Source organism: Microbacterium sp. JZ101, from assembly GCF_053903175.1.
Genome location: NZ_CP096400.1, coordinates 1,586,113 through 1,601,222 on the forward strand (window position 1 = coordinate 1,586,113; position 15,110 = coordinate 1,601,222).

The window sequence follows — 15,110 nt, forward strand, 5'->3', positions numbered from 1 at the left end:
TCAGGCCCCGCCCACGACCTGGGCGCGCCGCGCGGGCACCTGGCCGATGATGAGCGCGCCGAGAGCGAGCGCGATCCCCGCCGCCTGCACGGGCGTGAAGGTCTCGCCGAGCACGGCGACGCCGATGAGCGTCGCTACCACGGGCGAGAGCAGGCCGAGCAGCCCCGCGGCGAATGCCGGCAGCCGCTGGATCCCGCGGAACCACAGGGTGTACGCGACGATGCCGCCCGCCGTCGCGAGCCAGACGTACCCGGCGACCGCAGCGCCGTCGATGCGCGCGGGGACGCCCTCGACGGCGAGCACGGCCGGCAGCAGGACGAGACCGCCCGCCGTCAGCTGCCAGCCGGCGTAGGAGATCGCGCCCACGCCCTCGGGGCGCCCCCAGCGCTTCGTGAGGACGAGCCCGAGCGCCATCGAGGCGGTCCCGCCGATCGCCGCGGCGACGCCGATCGGATCGAGAGCGGCGCTCGGCCCGAGGACGACGAGCGCCACGCCGACCGCGCCGGCCGCGCCGATCGCGAGCGGCCGCGGGCGCACCGGGGTGCGCAGCACCACGGCCGACAGGAGCACGACGATGACCGGCTGCGCGCCGCCGACGGCCGCGGCGACGCCGCCGGGAAGGCGCTCGGCCGCGAGGAAGAGCAGCGGGAAGAACGCGCCGATGTTCAGCGCGCCCAGGAGCGCGGCGCGAGCCCACCAGACGCCGCGGGGCAGCGCGCGGCCGATCGCGAGCGCGAGGAGCCCCGCGGGCAGGGCGCGCAGGAGCGCCGCGAAGAGGGGATGCCCTGGCGGCAGGAGCTCGCTCGTCACGATGTAGGTCGTGCCCCACGCGATCGGCGCGAGGGCGGTGAGGAGGGCGGTGACGGGAGCGCTCATGGCTCCAGCCTCCGCCCCGCCATGGGGATGAGTCCAACGCATCCTTCTCATCTGAATGATGAAGCGGGATCATGGATGCATGGAGCTCCAGCAGATGCGCTACGTCGTCGCCGTGATCGAGGAGGGCGGGTTCACGCGCGCCGCGGCGCGCTGCCACGTGACGCAGTCGGCCCTCAGCCACCAGATCGCTGCGCTCGAGCGCGAGATCGGGACGCGCCTCTTCGCGCGGACGAGCAGGGCGGTGCGCGTGACGGAGGCGGGCGAGGCGTTCGCGGCGCACGCGCGCGAGGCGCTCCTGGCAGTCGACCGCGCCAGGGAGGAGGCCGCGTCGGCCGCCGGAGAGGTGCGCGGGACGCTGCGCATGGGCGTCATCCCGACCGTCACGGCCGTCGACGTCCCGGCGGTGCTCGGGCGCTTCCGCGCGGAGCATCCGCACGTGCGCGTCGAGCTGCGGATGGGCAACAGCGACGAGATGGTGCCCGCCGTGCGCGCGGGCGCGCTCGACGTCGCCCTCCTCGGCCTGCGGGACGGCCTCGTGCCCGAGGGTGTCGCCTCGCGGGTGCTCGCACGGGAGGCCCTGGTCGCGGTGCTGCCGGGCGGCCATCCGCTCGCGTCACGCGCGATCCTCTCGCTCGCCGACCTCGCGGACGCGGTCTTCGCCGACTTCCCCTCCGGCACCTCAGGGCGGGAGCAGTCCGATCATGCGTTCGCGTCGGCCGGCATCGCGCGCGACGTCGCGTTCGAGGCGGGCACGGCCGATCATCTGCGCGGCCTCGCGGCCGCGGGCCTCGCCGTCACGCTCCTGCCGCCGGGGGTCGTCCCGATGGACGACCGGGCGATCGCGGCGGTGCCCGTGAGCGACGGTCCGGTGCGCGCCGAGCACGTCGCGTGGGACGCCCGCGCCCCGCGCGCGGCGGCGCGTGCGCTCCTGCCGCTCATCGTGTGAGACTGGCGCCATGGACCAGCGGATCAGCCTCATCACGCTCGTGGTCGACGACGTCGCGGCCTCGCGGCGGTTCTACATCGACGGACTCGGATGGCGCGCCGAGTTCGAGGCGCCCGGCGAGGTGCTCATGATCCGCGTGGGGGAGCGGCTCCTCCTCTCCCTCTGGGATCGCGCTCACGCCGAGGAGGAGATCGGCGCGGTCACCCGCGGAGGCACACCGCCGGTCACGCTCGCGCACAACGTCGCCGAGCCCGCGCAGGTCGACGCCGTGCTCGCGCAGGCGCGGACGGCCGGCGCGACGGCCGTCGTCGCGGCGCAGCAGCGCGCGTGGGGCGGCTACTCCGGCTACTTCGCCGACCCCGACGGCTTCCGATGGGAGGTCGCGGTCAACCCGTCGCCCCTGGGCGAGAGCCTGCTGCCCTGACACGACGGCGGGCCCGGAGGATCGCTCCTCCGGGCCCGCCGTGCGCACAGGTCACGCGACGTCGTCGTCGACCCAGTCCATCGACTTCGTGACGGCCTTGCGCCACTGCCGCAGCAGGCGGTCGCGCTCGCCCTCGTCCATCGTCGGCTCCCAGCGCTTGTCCTCCTGCCAGTTCGCGGACAGGTCGTCGAGGCCGTTCCAGAAGCCCACGGCGAGGCCCGCGGCGTAGGCAGCGCCGAGCGCCGTCGTCTCGGCGACGACGGGGCGGACGACCGGCACGCCGAGCACGTCGGCCTGGAACTGCATGAGCGCGTCGTTGGCGACCATGCCGCCGTCGACCTTGAGCTCGGTGAGGTCCACGCCCGCGTCGGCGTTCACGGCGTCGAGCACGTCGCGCGTCTGGTACGCCACGGCCTCGAGGGCGGCGCGCGCGATGTGGTTCCGGTTCGCGTAGCGGGTCAGGCCCACGATCGCACCGCGCGCATCCGGCCGCCAGTACGGAGCGAACAGGCCCGAGAACGCGGGGACGATGTACACGCCGCCGTTGTCCTCGACCTGGCGCGCGAGCTCCTCGACCTCGGGCGCCGTCTGGATGATCCCGAGCTGATCCCGCAGCCACTGGATGAGCGAGCCCGTGACCGCGATCGAGCCCTCCAGGGCGTAGTGCGTCGGGCCGTCGCCGAGCTTGTAGCCGACGGTCGTGAGGAGCCCGTTCTTGGAGTGGACGATGTCCTCGCCCGTGTTGAAGATGAGGAAGCAGCCCGTGCCGTAGGTGTTCTTGCTCTCGCCCTTCTGGAAGGCGGCCTGGCCGAAGGTCGCGGCCTGCTGGTCGCCCAGGATGCCGGCGATGGGGGTCTCGCGCAGGAGCGACGAGCTCTCGGCCGCGCCGTAGACCTCGGAGGACGAGCGGATCTCGGGCATCATCGAGCGCGGCACGCCGAACGCCTCGAGGATGTCGTCGCGCCACTCGAGCGTCTCGAGGTCCATGAACATCGTGCGCGAGGCGTTCGTCACGTCGGTGACGTGGACGCCGCCGTCCGTCCCGCCGGTGAGGTTCCAGAGCACCCACGAGTCGGTCGTGCCGAACGCGAGGTCGCCCGCCTCGGCCTTCTCGCGCGCGCCCTCGACGTTCTCGAGGATCCAGGTGATCTTCGTGCCGGAGAAGTAGGTGGCGAGCGGGAGGCCGACGACCTGCTTGAACCGGTCGCCGCCCCCGTCGGCCGCGAGGCGGTCGACGATGTCCTGCGTGCGCGTGTCCTGCCAGACGATCGCGTTGTAGACCGGCTTGCCCGTCGTGCGGTCCCACACGACGGCCGTCTCGCGCTGGTTCGTGATGCCGACCGCCGCGATGTCGTGGCGGGTGAGGTCTGCGCGGCTCAGCGCGAGGCCGATGACCTCCTGCACGTTGCGCCAGATCTCGATCGGGTCGTGCTCGACCCAGCCGGCCTTCGGCAGGATCTGCTCGTGCTCCTTCTGACCGGTCGCGACGATGCTGCCCTTCTTGTCGAAGATGATCGCGCGGCTCGACGTCGTGCCCTGGTCGATCGCGATGATGTAGTCGGCCATGGTGATTCTCCTTTGAACGCGGATGCGGATGGCGGGTGCTCAGGCGGCGAGGCCGAGGAGCGCGGGTGCGGCGAGGGCGGCGATCGCGCCGCCGATGAGCGGGCCCACGACGGGAACCCACGAGTAGCCCCAGTCGCTCGAGCCCTTGCCCTTGATGGGCAGGATGGCGTGCGCGATGCGCGGGCCGAGATCGCGGGCCGGGTTGATCGCGTAGCCCGTGGGGCCGCCGAGCGAGGCGCCGATGCTGACGACGACCAGCGCGACCGGCAGGGCCGTGAGCGGGCCGAGGCCGCCGGGCACGCCCACCTCGATGTCGCCGTAGTCGGCGAACGCGAAGATGATGAACACGAGCACGAACGTGCCGATGATCTCGGTGATGAGGTTGTGGCCGTAGGAGCGGATGGCGGGGCCCGTCGAGAACACGCCCAGCTTGTTCGCGGGGTCCTCCTCGACGTCGAAGTGCTGGCGGTAGGCCGCCCAGCACAGGACAGCGCCGATGATCGCGCCGACGAGCTCGGCGGCCGTGGCCACGAGGAACATCGTGAAGGTGATCTTGCCCGCGAGGAGCAGGCCGATGCCGACGGCGGGGTTGAGGATCGCGCCGGAGTACGCGGAGGCGAGCACGCCCGCGAAGACCGCGAGGCCCCATCCCCAGTTCACCATCAGGAAGCCGCCGCCGAAGCCCTTGTTCTTCGCGAGCACGACGTTCGCGACGACGCCGCATCCGAGCAGGATCAGCATCCCCGTTCCGACCATCTCGGACAGGAAGTAGAGCCCGAGGTTCACTTCGTTCATGTCTTCTTCGACCTTTCGTGAGTGCGGCGGCCCCTCTGCCGTCGCACGGGAGTGAGCGGAGATGTCTCCGGTCGGGGCCCCGAGGAGGGAGGCCCCTGCGACCGTGCGTCAGTGACGCGTGCGGTCGGGGATCGTGAGTCCGTGGAAGTCGTTGAGGATCGTGCGGGCCTGCTCGACCTCATCATCGCGCCGAGCGGCGTCCCAGCCGAGCAGCGGCGCGAGCGCGTCGGCCAGCTCGTCGAGGATGTCCGCGTCCGCGCCTCCGGTGAAGGCGATGCTCGTGCGGCGCAGCACGACGTCGGCGAGGTGGACGACGTGCTCGTCCTGCACCATCCACGCCAGTTCGCGCGTGGAGAGGTCGCCGCGCGCGAGCGGCGCGTCGTCGCCCTGGGCGATGAAGTCCCAGACGGCCGCGGCGCGCGTGCCGTACCGCGTGAGAAGGGCGTCGGCGCGCTCGCCCGCTCCGGCGAGGTGCGCGGAGGTCCACGCCCGGCGGTCGGCCGGCGTGCGCGGGAAGTCGCGGCCGCCGCCGATCGGGCGACCGGCCGTCTTGACGGTGCGGGTGCGGCCGAGGAGGTCGAGGACCGTGTTCGACAGCGACTCGCCGAGCGCGCGGAAGGTCGTCCACTTGCCGCCCACGAGGCTGAGGAGCGGGACGCGCCCCGAGCGGTCGATCTCGACCCGGTAGTCGCGCGAGACGAAGCCGGGTGCGGTGTCCTCGTGGCGGGGGAGCGGGCGGATGCCCGCGAAACGGTAGACGATCTGGCCGCGGTCGACGGCGATCTGGGGGAAGACGTGGTGGATGAGGTCGAAGAAGTAGTCGACCTCCTCCTCGGTGCACACCGCCGGCGTGCTCGGGTCGGCGTCGATGTCGGTCGTCCCCACGAGCACGCGGCCCTTGAGCGGGTAGATGAGCACGATGCGCCCGTCCGAGTGCTCGAAGAAGATCTCGCGCCCCTTGGTCGCCGCGAGCAGCTCGGGGTGATCGAGGACGATGTGCGAGCCCTTCGTGCCGCCCATGAAGCGCGTCTCGGTGCCGAGCGCCTCGTTCGTGAGGTCGGTCCACGGGCCCGACGCGTTCACGACGACGTCCGCCGCGATGGGGAACGTCTCGCCGGTCTCCCGGTCGCGCACGATCACGCCGTCGTCGGTGCGGCCGACGGCCTCGACGTAGTTGAGCGCCTGCGCCCCCGGGTGCGCCGCGATGCCGTCGAGCAGGACGTCGAGCGCGAGGCGCTCGGGGTCGTGCATCGACGCGTCGAAGTACGTCGCCGTGTACTTGATCCTGGGGTCGAGGGCGGGAAGCTCCTCGAGCGACCTGCGGCGGCCGAGGAAGCGGTGCCGCGGCACCATGCCGCCGTCGCGCGAGAAGGTGTCGTAGATAGTCAGGCCGATCTTGATGAGCGCGGCCCCGCGCTCCTGAGGCTTGCCCGATCGGTGCGTGAGGAAGCGCATGGGCGCCGAGAGGATGCCCGAGAAGGTCGAGTAGATCGGGATCGTCGTCTCGAGCGGCTTGACGTAGTGCGGGGCGATCTTGAGGAGTCCGTTGCGCTCCTGGACCGATTCCTGGACGAGGCGGAACTCGCCGTTCTCGAGGTAGCGGATGCCGCCGTGGATCATGTGGCTCGACGCCGAGGAGGCTCCCGAGGCGAAGTCGCCCCGCTCGACGAGCACGACATCGACGCCCTGCAGGGCGAGGTCGCGGAAGGTCGAGATGCCGTTGATGCCGCCGCCGATGATGAGGACCGTCGTGCGGCCGGTCTCGCGGACGGCCGCGACGGACGGGCGCTCGGCGGAAGGACGGGAATCGATCATCGTCGACCTCTCTTCTGTGTCGGTTCGGGTATAGCCTCGGACCCGAGGACACAAGTGCACAACTCGACTGCACATATGTGCAGCGGGGGCGCGGCGGAGAGGTGGCGGAATGGACGCGGAGAGGCCGGGAGCCCGGGATGCGAAGCTCGTGCAGGCGCTCAAGGCCGCGCAGCTCTACTACATGCAGGACCGCACGATGGAGGCGATCGCGCGCGAGCTCGGCACGTCCCGCTCGTCGGTCTCGCGCCTGCTGAGCCACGCGCGGGACATCGGGCTCGTGGACATCCGGATCAACTCGCCGCTCGAGCGCGGGGGCATGCTCGAGCAGCGGGTGAGCGAGCGGTTCCGGGTGGCCGCGCACGTCGTGCCCGTGCCCGCGAACGTGAGCGAGGTCGATCGCCTCGAGCGCGTCGCGATGACGGCCGCGCGTCTGACGGCGCAGTTCGTCGACTCGAACATGATCGTGGGCGTCGCATGGGGATCGACGCTGAGCGCCGTGAGCCGCAACCTCCCCCAGAAGGAGACCCACAACACGACCGTCGTCCAGCTCAACGGCGCGGGCAACACCCAGACGACCGGCGTCGAGTACTCGAGCGAGATCCTGCAGCGGTTCGGGCATGCGTTCGGCGCGAAGGTGCAGCAGTTCCCGGTGCCCGCGTTCTTCGACGACCCGGCCACGCGTGAGGCGATGTGGCGCGAGCGGAGCACCCGGCGGGTGCTCGACCTGCAGGCGCGCATGGATCTCGCGCTCTTCAGCCTGGGCTCGCCGTCCGCCGAGGTCCCCAGCCGGGTCTACGTCGGGGGCTACCTCGACCGGGACGACTACCGGAGCCTCTCGGAGGACCGCGTCATCGGCGACGTCGCGACGGTGTTCTTCCGGGCGGACGGCAGCTGGCGCGACGTGCGGCTCAACGCGCGCGCGACGGGTCCGACGCTCGACCGCCTGCGCCGCGTGCCGCGTCGCGTGTGCGTGGTCGCCGGCGCGCACAAGCTCGCGAGCCTGCGCGCCGCGCTCGGCGCGGGGCTGGCCACCGACGTCGTGCTCGACGAGGCCCTCGCGAACCGCCTCCTCGACGCGAGCTGAGGGCGCCCCCGGTCAGATCTCGGATCGGCCGAGACGCCAGTAGCCCATGAACGCCACGGCGCGGCGGTCGACGCCGTGCTCGCTCACGAGGTGACGCCGCAGCGTCTTGATGCCGGCCGACTCGCCCGCGAGCCACGCGTAGAGCGGAGCGCTCCGGAGCGCCGTCGCGCCCTTCCTCCTCGTCGGCACGTCCCACAGGATCTCGCTGTCGACGTCGATCTCCTCCACCTCGGAGCCGCGGCCCGGCGCGCACAGCGCGGGCGCGACATCCCGCACCGTCTGCACGAGGTGCTCGTTGCGCTGTCGGGAGCCGCGCCCTGTCACGTGCACCGCGAACCCGGGGTGGTCGGGCAGGTAGGCGGCGTCGCGATCGTCCGGCACCTCGAGGACGACCGTGCCCCGCGCGGTGCGGGGGAGCTGCTCGAGGATCACCGCGATCGCGGGCGCGGCCGTCTCGTCTCCCGCGAGCAGGACGTGCTCGACCTCGGCCGGCGGCACGAAGTCGACGCCGAGGCTCACGCCCTCGCGCTCGACCGTCGGCGCGAGGATGAGCAGCTCGTCGCCCACCTGCGCGCTCTGGATCCACGCCGAGGCAGGGCCCGAGACGTCGTGCGCGACCATGTCGACGTCGACCTCGCGGAGGTCGCCGCGCACGGCGCGCGTCGTGTAGGTCCGGAACGGAGGACGGCGATCGACCGGGAGCTCTCGCCAGGTCGTGTACCAGTCCTCGCCCGTCGGCATGTCGTCGATCGACGCCGTCGCGCTCGGGAAGACGACCTTGATGCGCTGGTCGAAGCCGGGGTCGCCGTAGCGGTGCAGCTGCTCGCCCGTGAACGTGAAGCGCCGGAAGCTGGGGGTGAGGTCGGCGATGCGCGCGACGGACACGCGGAAGAACTCCATGTCGGACACGTCAGACTCCTGTCGGGGTGGAGTGCTCGGCCGTGAGCGCGGCGGGGAGCACGTGGTGGCGGCCGCGGGGGAGCACGAGGGGCGTGCCCGAGACCGGGTCGGTGATGACGAGCGCGTCGAGGTCGAACACGTCGGAGATGAGCTCGCTCGTGACGACGTCGCCGGGTGCGCCTGAGGCGATGAGCCGTCCGGCGCGGAGCGCGAAGAGGTGGTCGGCGTACCGGGCCGCGAGGTTGATGTCGTGGAGCACCATGACGATGGTCGTCCCGCGGCGCCGGTTGAGGTCGGTGAGCAGATCGAGCACCTCGATCTGGTGCGTGACGTCGAGGAAGGTCGTGGGCTCGTCGAGGAGGAGGATGCCCGTCTCCTGTGCGAGGGCCATGGCGATCCACACGCGCTGGCGCTGGCCGCCCGACAGCTCGTCGACCGACCGGTCGGCGAGATCGGCGATGCCGGTCGCCTCGAGCGCCTCGGCGACCGCGCGCTCGTCCTCGGCGGTCCACGAGCGGAAGAGCTTCTGGTGCGGATGGCGGCCGCGTCCGACGAGGTCGGCGACGGCGATGCCCTCGGGCGCGATCGGCTGCTGGGGCAGGAGCCCCAGCGTGCGCGCGAGCTGCTTGGTGGGGACCTCGTCGATGCGGCGCCCGTCGAGGACGACGCCGCCGCTGCGCGCGGGGATCAGCCGGGAGATGGTCTTGAGCAGCGTCGACTTGCCGCACGCGTTGGCGCCTACGATGACGCTGATGCGCCCGGCGGGGACGACGAGGTCGACGCCGTCGACGATCGTGCGGCCGCCGTAGCCGGCGACGAGGGACTGTGCTTCGAGGGTGTGCTGCACCGTCATGAGGAACCTCCGAGGCGGCTCGTGCGGACGAGGAGGAAGAGCAGATAGGGGGCGCCGAGGATGCCCGTGATCACGCCGACGGGGAACTTCGTGTCGAACGCGAACTGGCCGAGGAGGTCGGCGCCGAGGACGAGGCAGCCGCCCACGAGGGCCGCCGGCACGGCGAGGGAGGCGCCGGGGCCGACGATGCGCGCGGCGATCGGCCCGGCCAGGAACGCGACGAACGCGATGGGCCCCGTGGTGGCGGTGGCGAAGCACGCGAGCGCGACGGCGGCGAGCACGAGCAGGATGCGCGCGCGGTCGACGCGCACGCCGAGCGCGGTGGCCGAGGCGTCGCCGAGCTCGAGCGCGCGCAGGTCCCGCGAGAGGAGCAGCACGAGGGGCAGGAGGATCGCGACCGCGACGGCGAGCGGCACGACGTCGTCCATCTTGACGCCGTTGAGACTGCCGGTGAGCCAGCGCATCGCGACCGGGACATCCCATTCCGCCGCGCGCGAGATGACGAACGCCACGACCGAGTCGAGCATCGCGCCGATGCCGATCCCGATGAGGATCAGCCGGCCGCCGGTCGACTCCCCGCCCCTGGCCGTCGCGTAGATGACGGCGGCTGTGCCGACTCCCACGACGAGCGAGAGGAGCATCGTCGCGCCGGCCGACCAGTGCAGGACGACGAGGGCGACCACCGCGGCGGCGCTCGCTCCCGACGTGATGCCGATCACGTCGGGGCTCGCGAGCGGATTGCGCAGCATGGTCTGGAAGGTCGAGCCGGCCAGGCCGAACGCGAGCCCCGCGAGCGCCCCGGCGATGACCCGCGGGACGCGCAGCGTGCCGACCGTGAACGACGCGCCGGGGACATCCGCGCCGAGGATCACGGCGAGGACGTCGCCCACGGGGTAGATCGTGCGGCCGAGCATGAGCATCGCGCCGAACAGGGCGACGAGCAGCACCGCGAGCACGGCGACGGCGATCGCGCGGCGCCGTGAGCGGCGCCGGCGGCCGGCGCGCAGCGGCTCGACGACGTCGGGCGTCGTGGGCGCGGGAGCGAGGACGGTCATGGCGGGCTTTCGGTCAGAGGGCCTTCATGCGCGTGCGCCGCGCGATGAGGACGAGGACGGGGGCGCCGAGGAAGGCGGTGACGATGCCGGCCTCGACCTCGCCCGGCGAGCCGATCACGCGGCCGATCGTGTCGGCGAGGGTGAGGAGGACGGCGCCGCCGACGGCGGAGAGGGGGAGAAGCCACCGCTGGTCGGGGCCCGACAGGAGACGCACGACGTGCGGCACCATGAGGCCCACGAAGGCGATGGGCCCTGCGATGGCCGTGACGCCCGCGCACAGGACGACGCCGGCCGCGGCGGCGATGGCCCGGGTGCGCCCGACGCGGACGCCGAGCCCGACCGCCACGTCGTCGCCGAGGGCGAGCGCGTTGAGTGCGGGCGAGGCGAGGAGAGCGACGAGCGCGGCCGCGGTCAGCAGCGGCACGATCACGGCCATCGTGTCCCAGCTCGCGCCGCCCACGCCGCCGACCTGCCAGAAGCGGAACTCGTTCATCGCCTGCGCGCGCGGCAGCAGCACGGCGCTCACGAGCGAGGACAGCGCGGCGGTCGTCGCCGCGCCGGCGAGCGCGAGCTTGATGGGCGTCGCGCCGCCGGGGCCGATCGAGCCGATCACGTAGACGAACGCCGCGGCCAGGCTCGCACCCGCGAGGGCGAGGCCGAGGTACGCCCAGGTCGACGAGATGCCGAGGAAGGCGATGCCGCACACCACGAACAGCGAGGCACCGGTGTTGACGCCGAGGATGCCCGGATCCGCGATGGGATTGCGCGTGACCGCCTGCATGAGAGCGCCGGAGAGCGCGAGAGCGGCCCCCGCGGCGAGCGCGAGCACGGTCCGGGGGATGCGCTCCTGCACGGCGATCGCGCCGAGCTGCTGCGCGACCTCCCCCCGCGTCCAGGCCGCGAGGCCCTCGAGGATCTCCGGAAGGGCGACCGTCCGCGAGCCGAACGCGAGCGAGAGGACGGCGGCGACGGCGATCGCGAGGACGCCGCCGATGACGAGGGCGACGCGCCGCACCGCCTCCGGCTTCGAGACGGAGGCGGTGCGGTGCTCCGCGAGCGTCACTCGGCCTTCGCCGCCGCGTCGCTCAGCAGCCCGACGTACTCGTCGAGCATCCACGGGATGGACAGGGCGGTCGGCGAGACCGCGCTGGAGAGGGCGTCGCCCATGCCGACGGCGACGACCGCGCCGTTCTGGACCGCGGGGATCGTGCTCCACAGCGGGTCGGCCTGGAGGGCCGGGAGGAGGTCGTCGCCGCCGTACGCGACGATCACGTCGACGTCGGAGAGGCGGTCGACGTTCTCGGCGCTGAAGTCGGCGTAGAACGACCCGTCGGCTCCGGCCTCCTCGACGATGGTCGGCGTGTCGAAGCCGAGGTCGCCGAGGAACGCGGCGCGCGTGTCGCCCGCGGCGTACACGGAGCCGGTTGAGAGGTCGGCCGCGCTGAGCGACAGGAATGCGGCCGTCTTGCCCTCGAAGCCCGCGTCCGCGGTCGCCTCGGCGATCTGCTCGTCGATGTCGGCGATGAGGGCCTCGGCCTCGTCGGCGAGCCCGAGGGCCGCGCCGTCGAGGCGGATCGTCTCGCGCCACGGCGTGTACCAGGGCACGTCCGGGTACGCGACGACCGGCGCGATCTCGCTGAGCGTCGCGTAGTCGTCCTCGGTGATCCCGGAGTGAGCGGCCAGGATCACGTCGGGCGCGGTGTCGGCGATCGCCTCGAAGTCGATGCCGGCGGACGTGTCGAAGATCACCGGCTCGTCGGCGCCGAGCTCCTCGTACGCGTCGAGCGACCACTCGTAGAGGCCGAGCCCGTCGCTCTGGTCGAACGACCAGGTCTGGTCGTCGGCGCCCACAGGGGCCACGCCGAGGGCGAGGGCCGCGTCGTGGTTGCCCCATCCGATCGCGGCGACGCGCTCGGGCGCGCTCTCGATCGTCGTCGTGCCGAGCGCGTGCTCGATCTCGACCGGGAAGGAGCCCTCGGCCGGCGAACCCGCGTCCGCGTCGGGGTCGGTGGTCGCTGAGGAGGAGGCGCAGGCCGTCAGGGCGGCGGCGGCGGTGAGGGTCGCGGCGAGCGCGACAGCACGTGTGGAACGCACAGGGGTGCCTTTCATCGTGAGGCCGGAGCCTCGGGCGTCGGGTACTGAGCTTAGGCTACCCTAATGCACCCGCCGCCCGTGCATCACCCCCGCGGGGTGGGAGGGAGCGCGCGCCCCTGCGCGAACTCCGCCATGAGGTGCGCGACGACGGCGCGCAGGTCTCCGCCCGTCGCATCGGCGACCGCGGCCTGCCGTGCGTAGCTCGCTCCGCCCTCGAGCATGTCGCCGATGCCCGCGAGCTCGGCCGCGCATCCGAGCTGCTCCGCGATGGGGAGCAGATCATCGAGCGCCTCCGCGAGATGGTCCCGCACCGGCCGCTGCGCGCCCGACCGATCCACGACGACATCGGCGTCGAGTCCGTACCGCGCGGCCCGCCACTTGTTCTCGCGCACGTACCAGGGCTGCAGGACGAGAGGGGTCCGCCCGGAGTCGAGTGCGCGCGAGAAGGCCTCCACGAGCGTCTGGGTGAAGGCGGCGACCGCGGCGAGCTCGGCGGCCGTCGACATCCCATCGCACACCCTCACCTCGACCGTGCCCCAGCGCGGCGCCGGGCGGATGTCCCAGCGGACCTCGGTCTCGTCGGCCATGACCCCCGCTCGCGTCATGTCGTCGACGTACCCCTCGAAGTCCGACCACGCGTCCAGCTGCCAGGGGAGCCCCGCGGTCGGCAGCTGCTGGAAGACGAGGGCGCGGTTCGAGGCGTACCCCGTGCGCTCGCCCGCCCAGAACGGGCTCGACGCGGAGAGGGCCTGGAAATGCGGGAGGAACGTCGTGAGCGCGCCGACGATCGGCATGACCTTGGCGACGTCCTCCACGCCGACGTGCACGTGCACGCCCCAGATCATCATGTTGCGCCCCCACCACTGCGTGCGCTCGATGAGGGAGTGATATCGCGTCTTGTCGGTGACGGTCTGGTCGTACCACTGCGCGAACGGATGGCTCCCCGCCGACAGCAGCGCCACGCCGAGCGGGTCGGCGTGGGCGCGGACGACGTCGACGGCGGCGGAGATGTCGTCGAGGGCCTCGGCGACCGTCGTGCCCACGCCGCTGGTCACCTCGACCGTGTTGGTCAGGAGCTCGCCGGTGACCGTGAAGCGCTCGCGCTCGGTCGCCGCGGCGAGCGCGTCGACGATCTCAGGCCCGCGCCCGACGAGCTCGCCGCTGTCGCGATCGGCGAGCATGAGTTCCCACTCGACGCCCACGGACGAGCGGGCGGAGCGGGCGAAGGGCAGCGTCATGCGCTCAGCCTCGCACAGACGACTCGCGTGGCGGATGGTTCGCGCCTCGGTGCGTCATCTGGCAGAATGGAGGGTCGGACCAGCTGCTCGACCCTCTATCCAGCAGCCGGACCACCCTCAGAGCTTCCGCCGGCGTGCACCCCACGCGCAGGGCGACGTTCGATCCCTCTTCACCACACAGGAGAATCGTGGCTGTCAAGATCCGTCTCAAGCGCCTGGGCAAGATCCGTGCGCCCTACTACCGCATCGTCGTCGCCGACTCGCGCACCAAGCGCGATGGTCGCGTGATCGAGGAGATCGGCAAGTACCACCCGACCGAGGAGCCCTCGTTCATCGAGGTCGACTCGGAGCGTGCGCAGTACTGGCTCTCCGTGGGCGCTCAGCCCACCGAGCAGGTCCGCGCCATCCTCAAGATCACGGGCGACTGGGGCACGTTCAAGGGCGACAAGGACGCCAAGAGCACGCTGAAGACCGCCGAGGAGAAGGCCGCGTACGCGCCCGACTCGTCGAAGAAGTCGGTCGTCAAGCCGCAGGCGCCGAAGAAGGCGGAGGAGCCCGCCGAGGCTCCCGCCGCCGAGGCCGACGCCGAGTCGGCAGAGTAGTCGTCGTGCTGGCTGCCGCGCTCGAGCACGTCGTCAAGGGGATCGTGGATCACCCGGACGACGTGAGGATCGTCGCCTCGTCTTCGCCGCGGGGGGATGTGCTGGAAGTGCACGTCCACGCGGATGACCGGGGGCGCGTCATCGGGCGCGGCGGCCGCACGGCCAAGGCTCTTCGCACCGTGATCTCGGCGCTCGCCGACGGACGGCGCGTGCGCGTCGACGTGGCGGACGACTGATGGCCGACCGGTCCGGCTCCGCGAAGAACCAGCTGCGCGTCGGGCGCATCCTCAAGGCCCACGGCCTCAAGGGCGCCCTCAAGCTCGAGCTGTACACCGACGACCCCGACGGACGATTCGTCCCGGGAGCCTCGTTCGCCCTCCAGGTGCCCGAGCAGTCGAAGTGGCACGGCCGCTCCGTCATGGTCCGCGAGTTCCGCTGGATGAACTCCGCCCCCGTCGTGTTCTTCGAGGGCGTCGACGACCGCGACGAGGCGGAGAGCCTCGTCCGCGCCATCCTCTGGATCGACCAGGACGACGACGCCGAGCAGCCCGAGCCGGACGCGTGGTACGACCACCAGCTCGTGGGCCTCGACGTCGTCCGCGACGGCGTCTCGGTCGGCCGCGTGGCGCGCGTCGACCACCTCCCCGCACAGGATCTCCTCATCGTGAAGTCCGGCGAGCGCGAGGTGATGGTCCCGTTCGTCTCGGCCATCGTCCCCGAGGTCGACATCGCCGCGGGGCGCATCGCGATCACGCCACCCGCGGGGCTCTTCGAGGACCTCGCCGACGACGACGCCTCGACGGAGAGCGCGCCCGCGTCGGAGTGACCTGAGGCGCGCCGCGCGCGGCGCCTCACAATCGGC

Annotated in this window: 16 protein-coding genes; 6 read left to right on the top strand and 10 right to left on the bottom strand. The window is 72.4% G+C overall.

What is annotated here, in order from left to right; all coding sequences use genetic code 11:
* The gene (locus M1D56_RS07340) at nucleotides 1-876 is read right to left on the bottom strand and encodes an EamA family transporter (protein ID WP_456285116.1); all 876 of its coding nucleotides are present in this window, start codon (nucleotides 874-876) and stop codon (nucleotides 1-3) included.
* Between the two features lie 79 nt (nucleotides 877-955).
* Here M1D56_RS07340 and M1D56_RS07345 point away from each other — a divergent pair, with 79 nt between their 5' ends.
* Together M1D56_RS07345 and M1D56_RS07350 are read left to right on the top strand one after the other, a co-directional pair.
* A complete protein-coding gene (locus M1D56_RS07345) occupies nucleotides 956-1,822 on the top strand; it encodes a LysR family transcriptional regulator (RefSeq protein ID WP_456285117.1) in 867 nt (288 codons plus the stop codon).
* A gap of 10 nt (nucleotides 1,823-1,832) precedes the next feature.
* The gene (locus M1D56_RS07350; protein ID WP_456285118.1) at nucleotides 1,833-2,246 is read left to right on the top strand and encodes a VOC family protein; all 414 of its coding nucleotides are present in this window, start codon (nucleotides 1,833-1,835) and stop codon (nucleotides 2,244-2,246) included.
* Nucleotides 2,247-2,297: 51 nt separating this feature from the next.
* On the opposite strand, the gene glpK is transcribed toward M1D56_RS07350, so the two are convergent.
* The 3 genes from glpK to M1D56_RS07365 form a co-directional block, all read right to left on the bottom strand.
* The gene (glpK, locus tag M1D56_RS07355) at nucleotides 2,298-3,812 is read right to left on the bottom strand and encodes a glycerol kinase GlpK (RefSeq protein WP_455970151.1); all 1,515 of its coding nucleotides are present in this window, start codon (nucleotides 3,810-3,812) and stop codon (nucleotides 2,298-2,300) included.
* Between the two features lie 39 nt (nucleotides 3,813-3,851).
* On the bottom strand, nucleotides 3,852-4,607 hold the full coding sequence (locus M1D56_RS07360; RefSeq protein ID WP_271171710.1) for an MIP/aquaporin family protein: 756 nt from the start codon (nucleotides 4,605-4,607) through the stop codon (nucleotides 3,852-3,854).
* Between the two features lie 108 nt (nucleotides 4,608-4,715).
* Nucleotides 4,716-6,422 (bottom strand): glycerol-3-phosphate dehydrogenase/oxidase, encoded by a 1,707-nt coding sequence (locus tag M1D56_RS07365; protein WP_271171711.1) that lies wholly within the window; start codon nucleotides 6,420-6,422, stop codon nucleotides 4,716-4,718.
* Between the two features lie 109 nt (nucleotides 6,423-6,531).
* Between M1D56_RS07365 and M1D56_RS07370 the strand changes: the two genes are divergently transcribed.
* Nucleotides 6,532-7,506, top strand: coding sequence for a sugar-binding transcriptional regulator (locus tag M1D56_RS07370; protein ID WP_271171712.1), 975 nt, complete (start codon nucleotides 6,532-6,534; stop codon nucleotides 7,504-7,506).
* A gap of 12 nt (nucleotides 7,507-7,518) precedes the next feature.
* Here the strand turns inward: M1D56_RS07370 and M1D56_RS07375 are convergent, their stop codons facing one another.
* The 6 genes from M1D56_RS07375 to M1D56_RS07400 form a co-directional block, all read right to left on the bottom strand.
* Nucleotides 7,519-8,406, bottom strand: coding sequence for a siderophore-interacting protein (locus M1D56_RS07375; protein WP_324014883.1), 888 nt, complete (start codon nucleotides 8,404-8,406; stop codon nucleotides 7,519-7,521).
* 10 nt (nucleotides 8,407-8,416) lie between these two features.
* Nucleotides 8,417-9,259, bottom strand: a complete 843-nt coding sequence (locus M1D56_RS07380; RefSeq protein WP_324011434.1) for an ABC transporter ATP-binding protein — start codon at nucleotides 9,257-9,259, stop codon at nucleotides 8,417-8,419.
* Complete coding sequence (locus M1D56_RS07385) at nucleotides 9,256-10,314, bottom strand: FecCD family ABC transporter permease (RefSeq protein ID WP_456285119.1); 1,059 nt, start codon at nucleotides 10,312-10,314, stop codon at nucleotides 9,256-9,258. The genes M1D56_RS07380 and M1D56_RS07385 overlap by 4 nt, the downstream gene beginning before the upstream one ends.
* A 13-nt stretch (nucleotides 10,315-10,327) precedes the next feature.
* A complete protein-coding gene (locus M1D56_RS07390) occupies nucleotides 10,328-11,377 on the bottom strand; it encodes a FecCD family ABC transporter permease (protein ID WP_456285120.1) in 1,050 nt (349 codons plus the stop codon).
* Entirely contained in the window at nucleotides 11,374-12,408 is a 1,035-nt protein-coding gene (locus M1D56_RS07395; RefSeq protein ID WP_282977618.1) for an iron-siderophore ABC transporter substrate-binding protein, read from the bottom strand. Before M1D56_RS07395 ends, M1D56_RS07390 begins: the two co-directional genes overlap by 4 nt.
* A gap of 83 nt (nucleotides 12,409-12,491) precedes the next feature.
* Nucleotides 12,492-13,646: a glutamate--cysteine ligase gene (locus tag M1D56_RS07400; protein WP_456285121.1), complete on the bottom strand. Its 1,155-nt coding sequence runs from the start codon at nucleotides 13,644-13,646 to the stop codon at nucleotides 12,492-12,494.
* A 188-nt stretch (nucleotides 13,647-13,834) separates the two neighbouring features.
* Between M1D56_RS07400 and rpsP the strand changes: the two genes are divergently transcribed.
* The 3 genes from rpsP to rimM are packed head-to-tail and all read left to right on the top strand — an operon-like array spanning nucleotide 13,835 to nucleotide 15,074.
* Nucleotides 13,835-14,248: a 30S ribosomal protein S16 gene (gene rpsP, locus M1D56_RS07405; protein ID WP_271171718.1), complete on the top strand. Its 414-nt coding sequence runs from the start codon at nucleotides 13,835-13,837 to the stop codon at nucleotides 14,246-14,248.
* 5 nt (nucleotides 14,249-14,253) lie between these two features.
* Nucleotides 14,254-14,484, top strand: coding sequence for an RNA-binding protein (locus M1D56_RS07410; RefSeq protein WP_271171719.1), 231 nt, complete (start codon nucleotides 14,254-14,256; stop codon nucleotides 14,482-14,484).
* A complete protein-coding gene (gene rimM / locus M1D56_RS07415; protein ID WP_456285122.1) occupies nucleotides 14,484-15,074 on the top strand; it encodes a ribosome maturation factor RimM in 591 nt (196 codons plus the stop codon). The genes M1D56_RS07410 and rimM overlap by 1 nt, the downstream gene beginning before the upstream one ends.
* Nucleotides 15,075-15,110: the final 36 nt, after the last annotated feature.

Bases quoted from the DNA above. Each gene is read 5' to 3' on its own strand.
- M1D56_RS07380 (WP_324011434.1), bottom strand. From the start codon at position 9,259: ATGACGGTGCAGCACACCCTCGAAGCACAGTCCCTCGTCGCCGGCTAC.
- M1D56_RS07360 (WP_271171710.1), bottom strand. From the start codon at position 4,607: ATGAACGAAGTGAACCTCGGGCTCTACTTCCTGTCCGAGATGGTCGGA.
- rimM (WP_456285122.1), top strand. From the start codon at position 14,484: ATGGCCGACCGGTCCGGCTCCGCGAAGAACCAGCTGCGCGTCGGGCGC.
- M1D56_RS07345 (WP_456285117.1), top strand. From the start codon at position 956: ATGGAGCTCCAGCAGATGCGCTACGTCGTCGCCGTGATCGAGGAGGGC.
- M1D56_RS07340 (WP_456285116.1), bottom strand. From the start codon at position 876: ATGAGCGCTCCCGTCACCGCCCTCCTCACCGCCCTCGCGCCGATCGCG.
- M1D56_RS07365 (WP_271171711.1), bottom strand. From the start codon at position 6,422: ATGATCGATTCCCGTCCTTCCGCCGAGCGCCCGTCCGTCGCGGCCGTC.
- M1D56_RS07375 (WP_324014883.1), bottom strand. From the start codon at position 8,406: ATGGAGTTCTTCCGCGTGTCCGTCGCGCGCATCGCCGACCTCACCCCC.
- glpK (WP_455970151.1), bottom strand. From the start codon at position 3,812: ATGGCCGACTACATCATCGCGATCGACCAGGGCACGACGTCGAGCCGC.
- M1D56_RS07385 (WP_456285119.1), bottom strand. From the start codon at position 10,314: ATGACCGTCCTCGCTCCCGCGCCCACGACGCCCGACGTCGTCGAGCCG.
- M1D56_RS07350 (WP_456285118.1), top strand. From the start codon at position 1,833: ATGGACCAGCGGATCAGCCTCATCACGCTCGTGGTCGACGACGTCGCG.
- M1D56_RS07370 (WP_271171712.1), top strand. From the start codon at position 6,532: ATGGACGCGGAGAGGCCGGGAGCCCGGGATGCGAAGCTCGTGCAGGCG.
- M1D56_RS07400 (WP_456285121.1), bottom strand. From the start codon at position 13,646: ATGACGCTGCCCTTCGCCCGCTCCGCCCGCTCGTCCGTGGGCGTCGAG.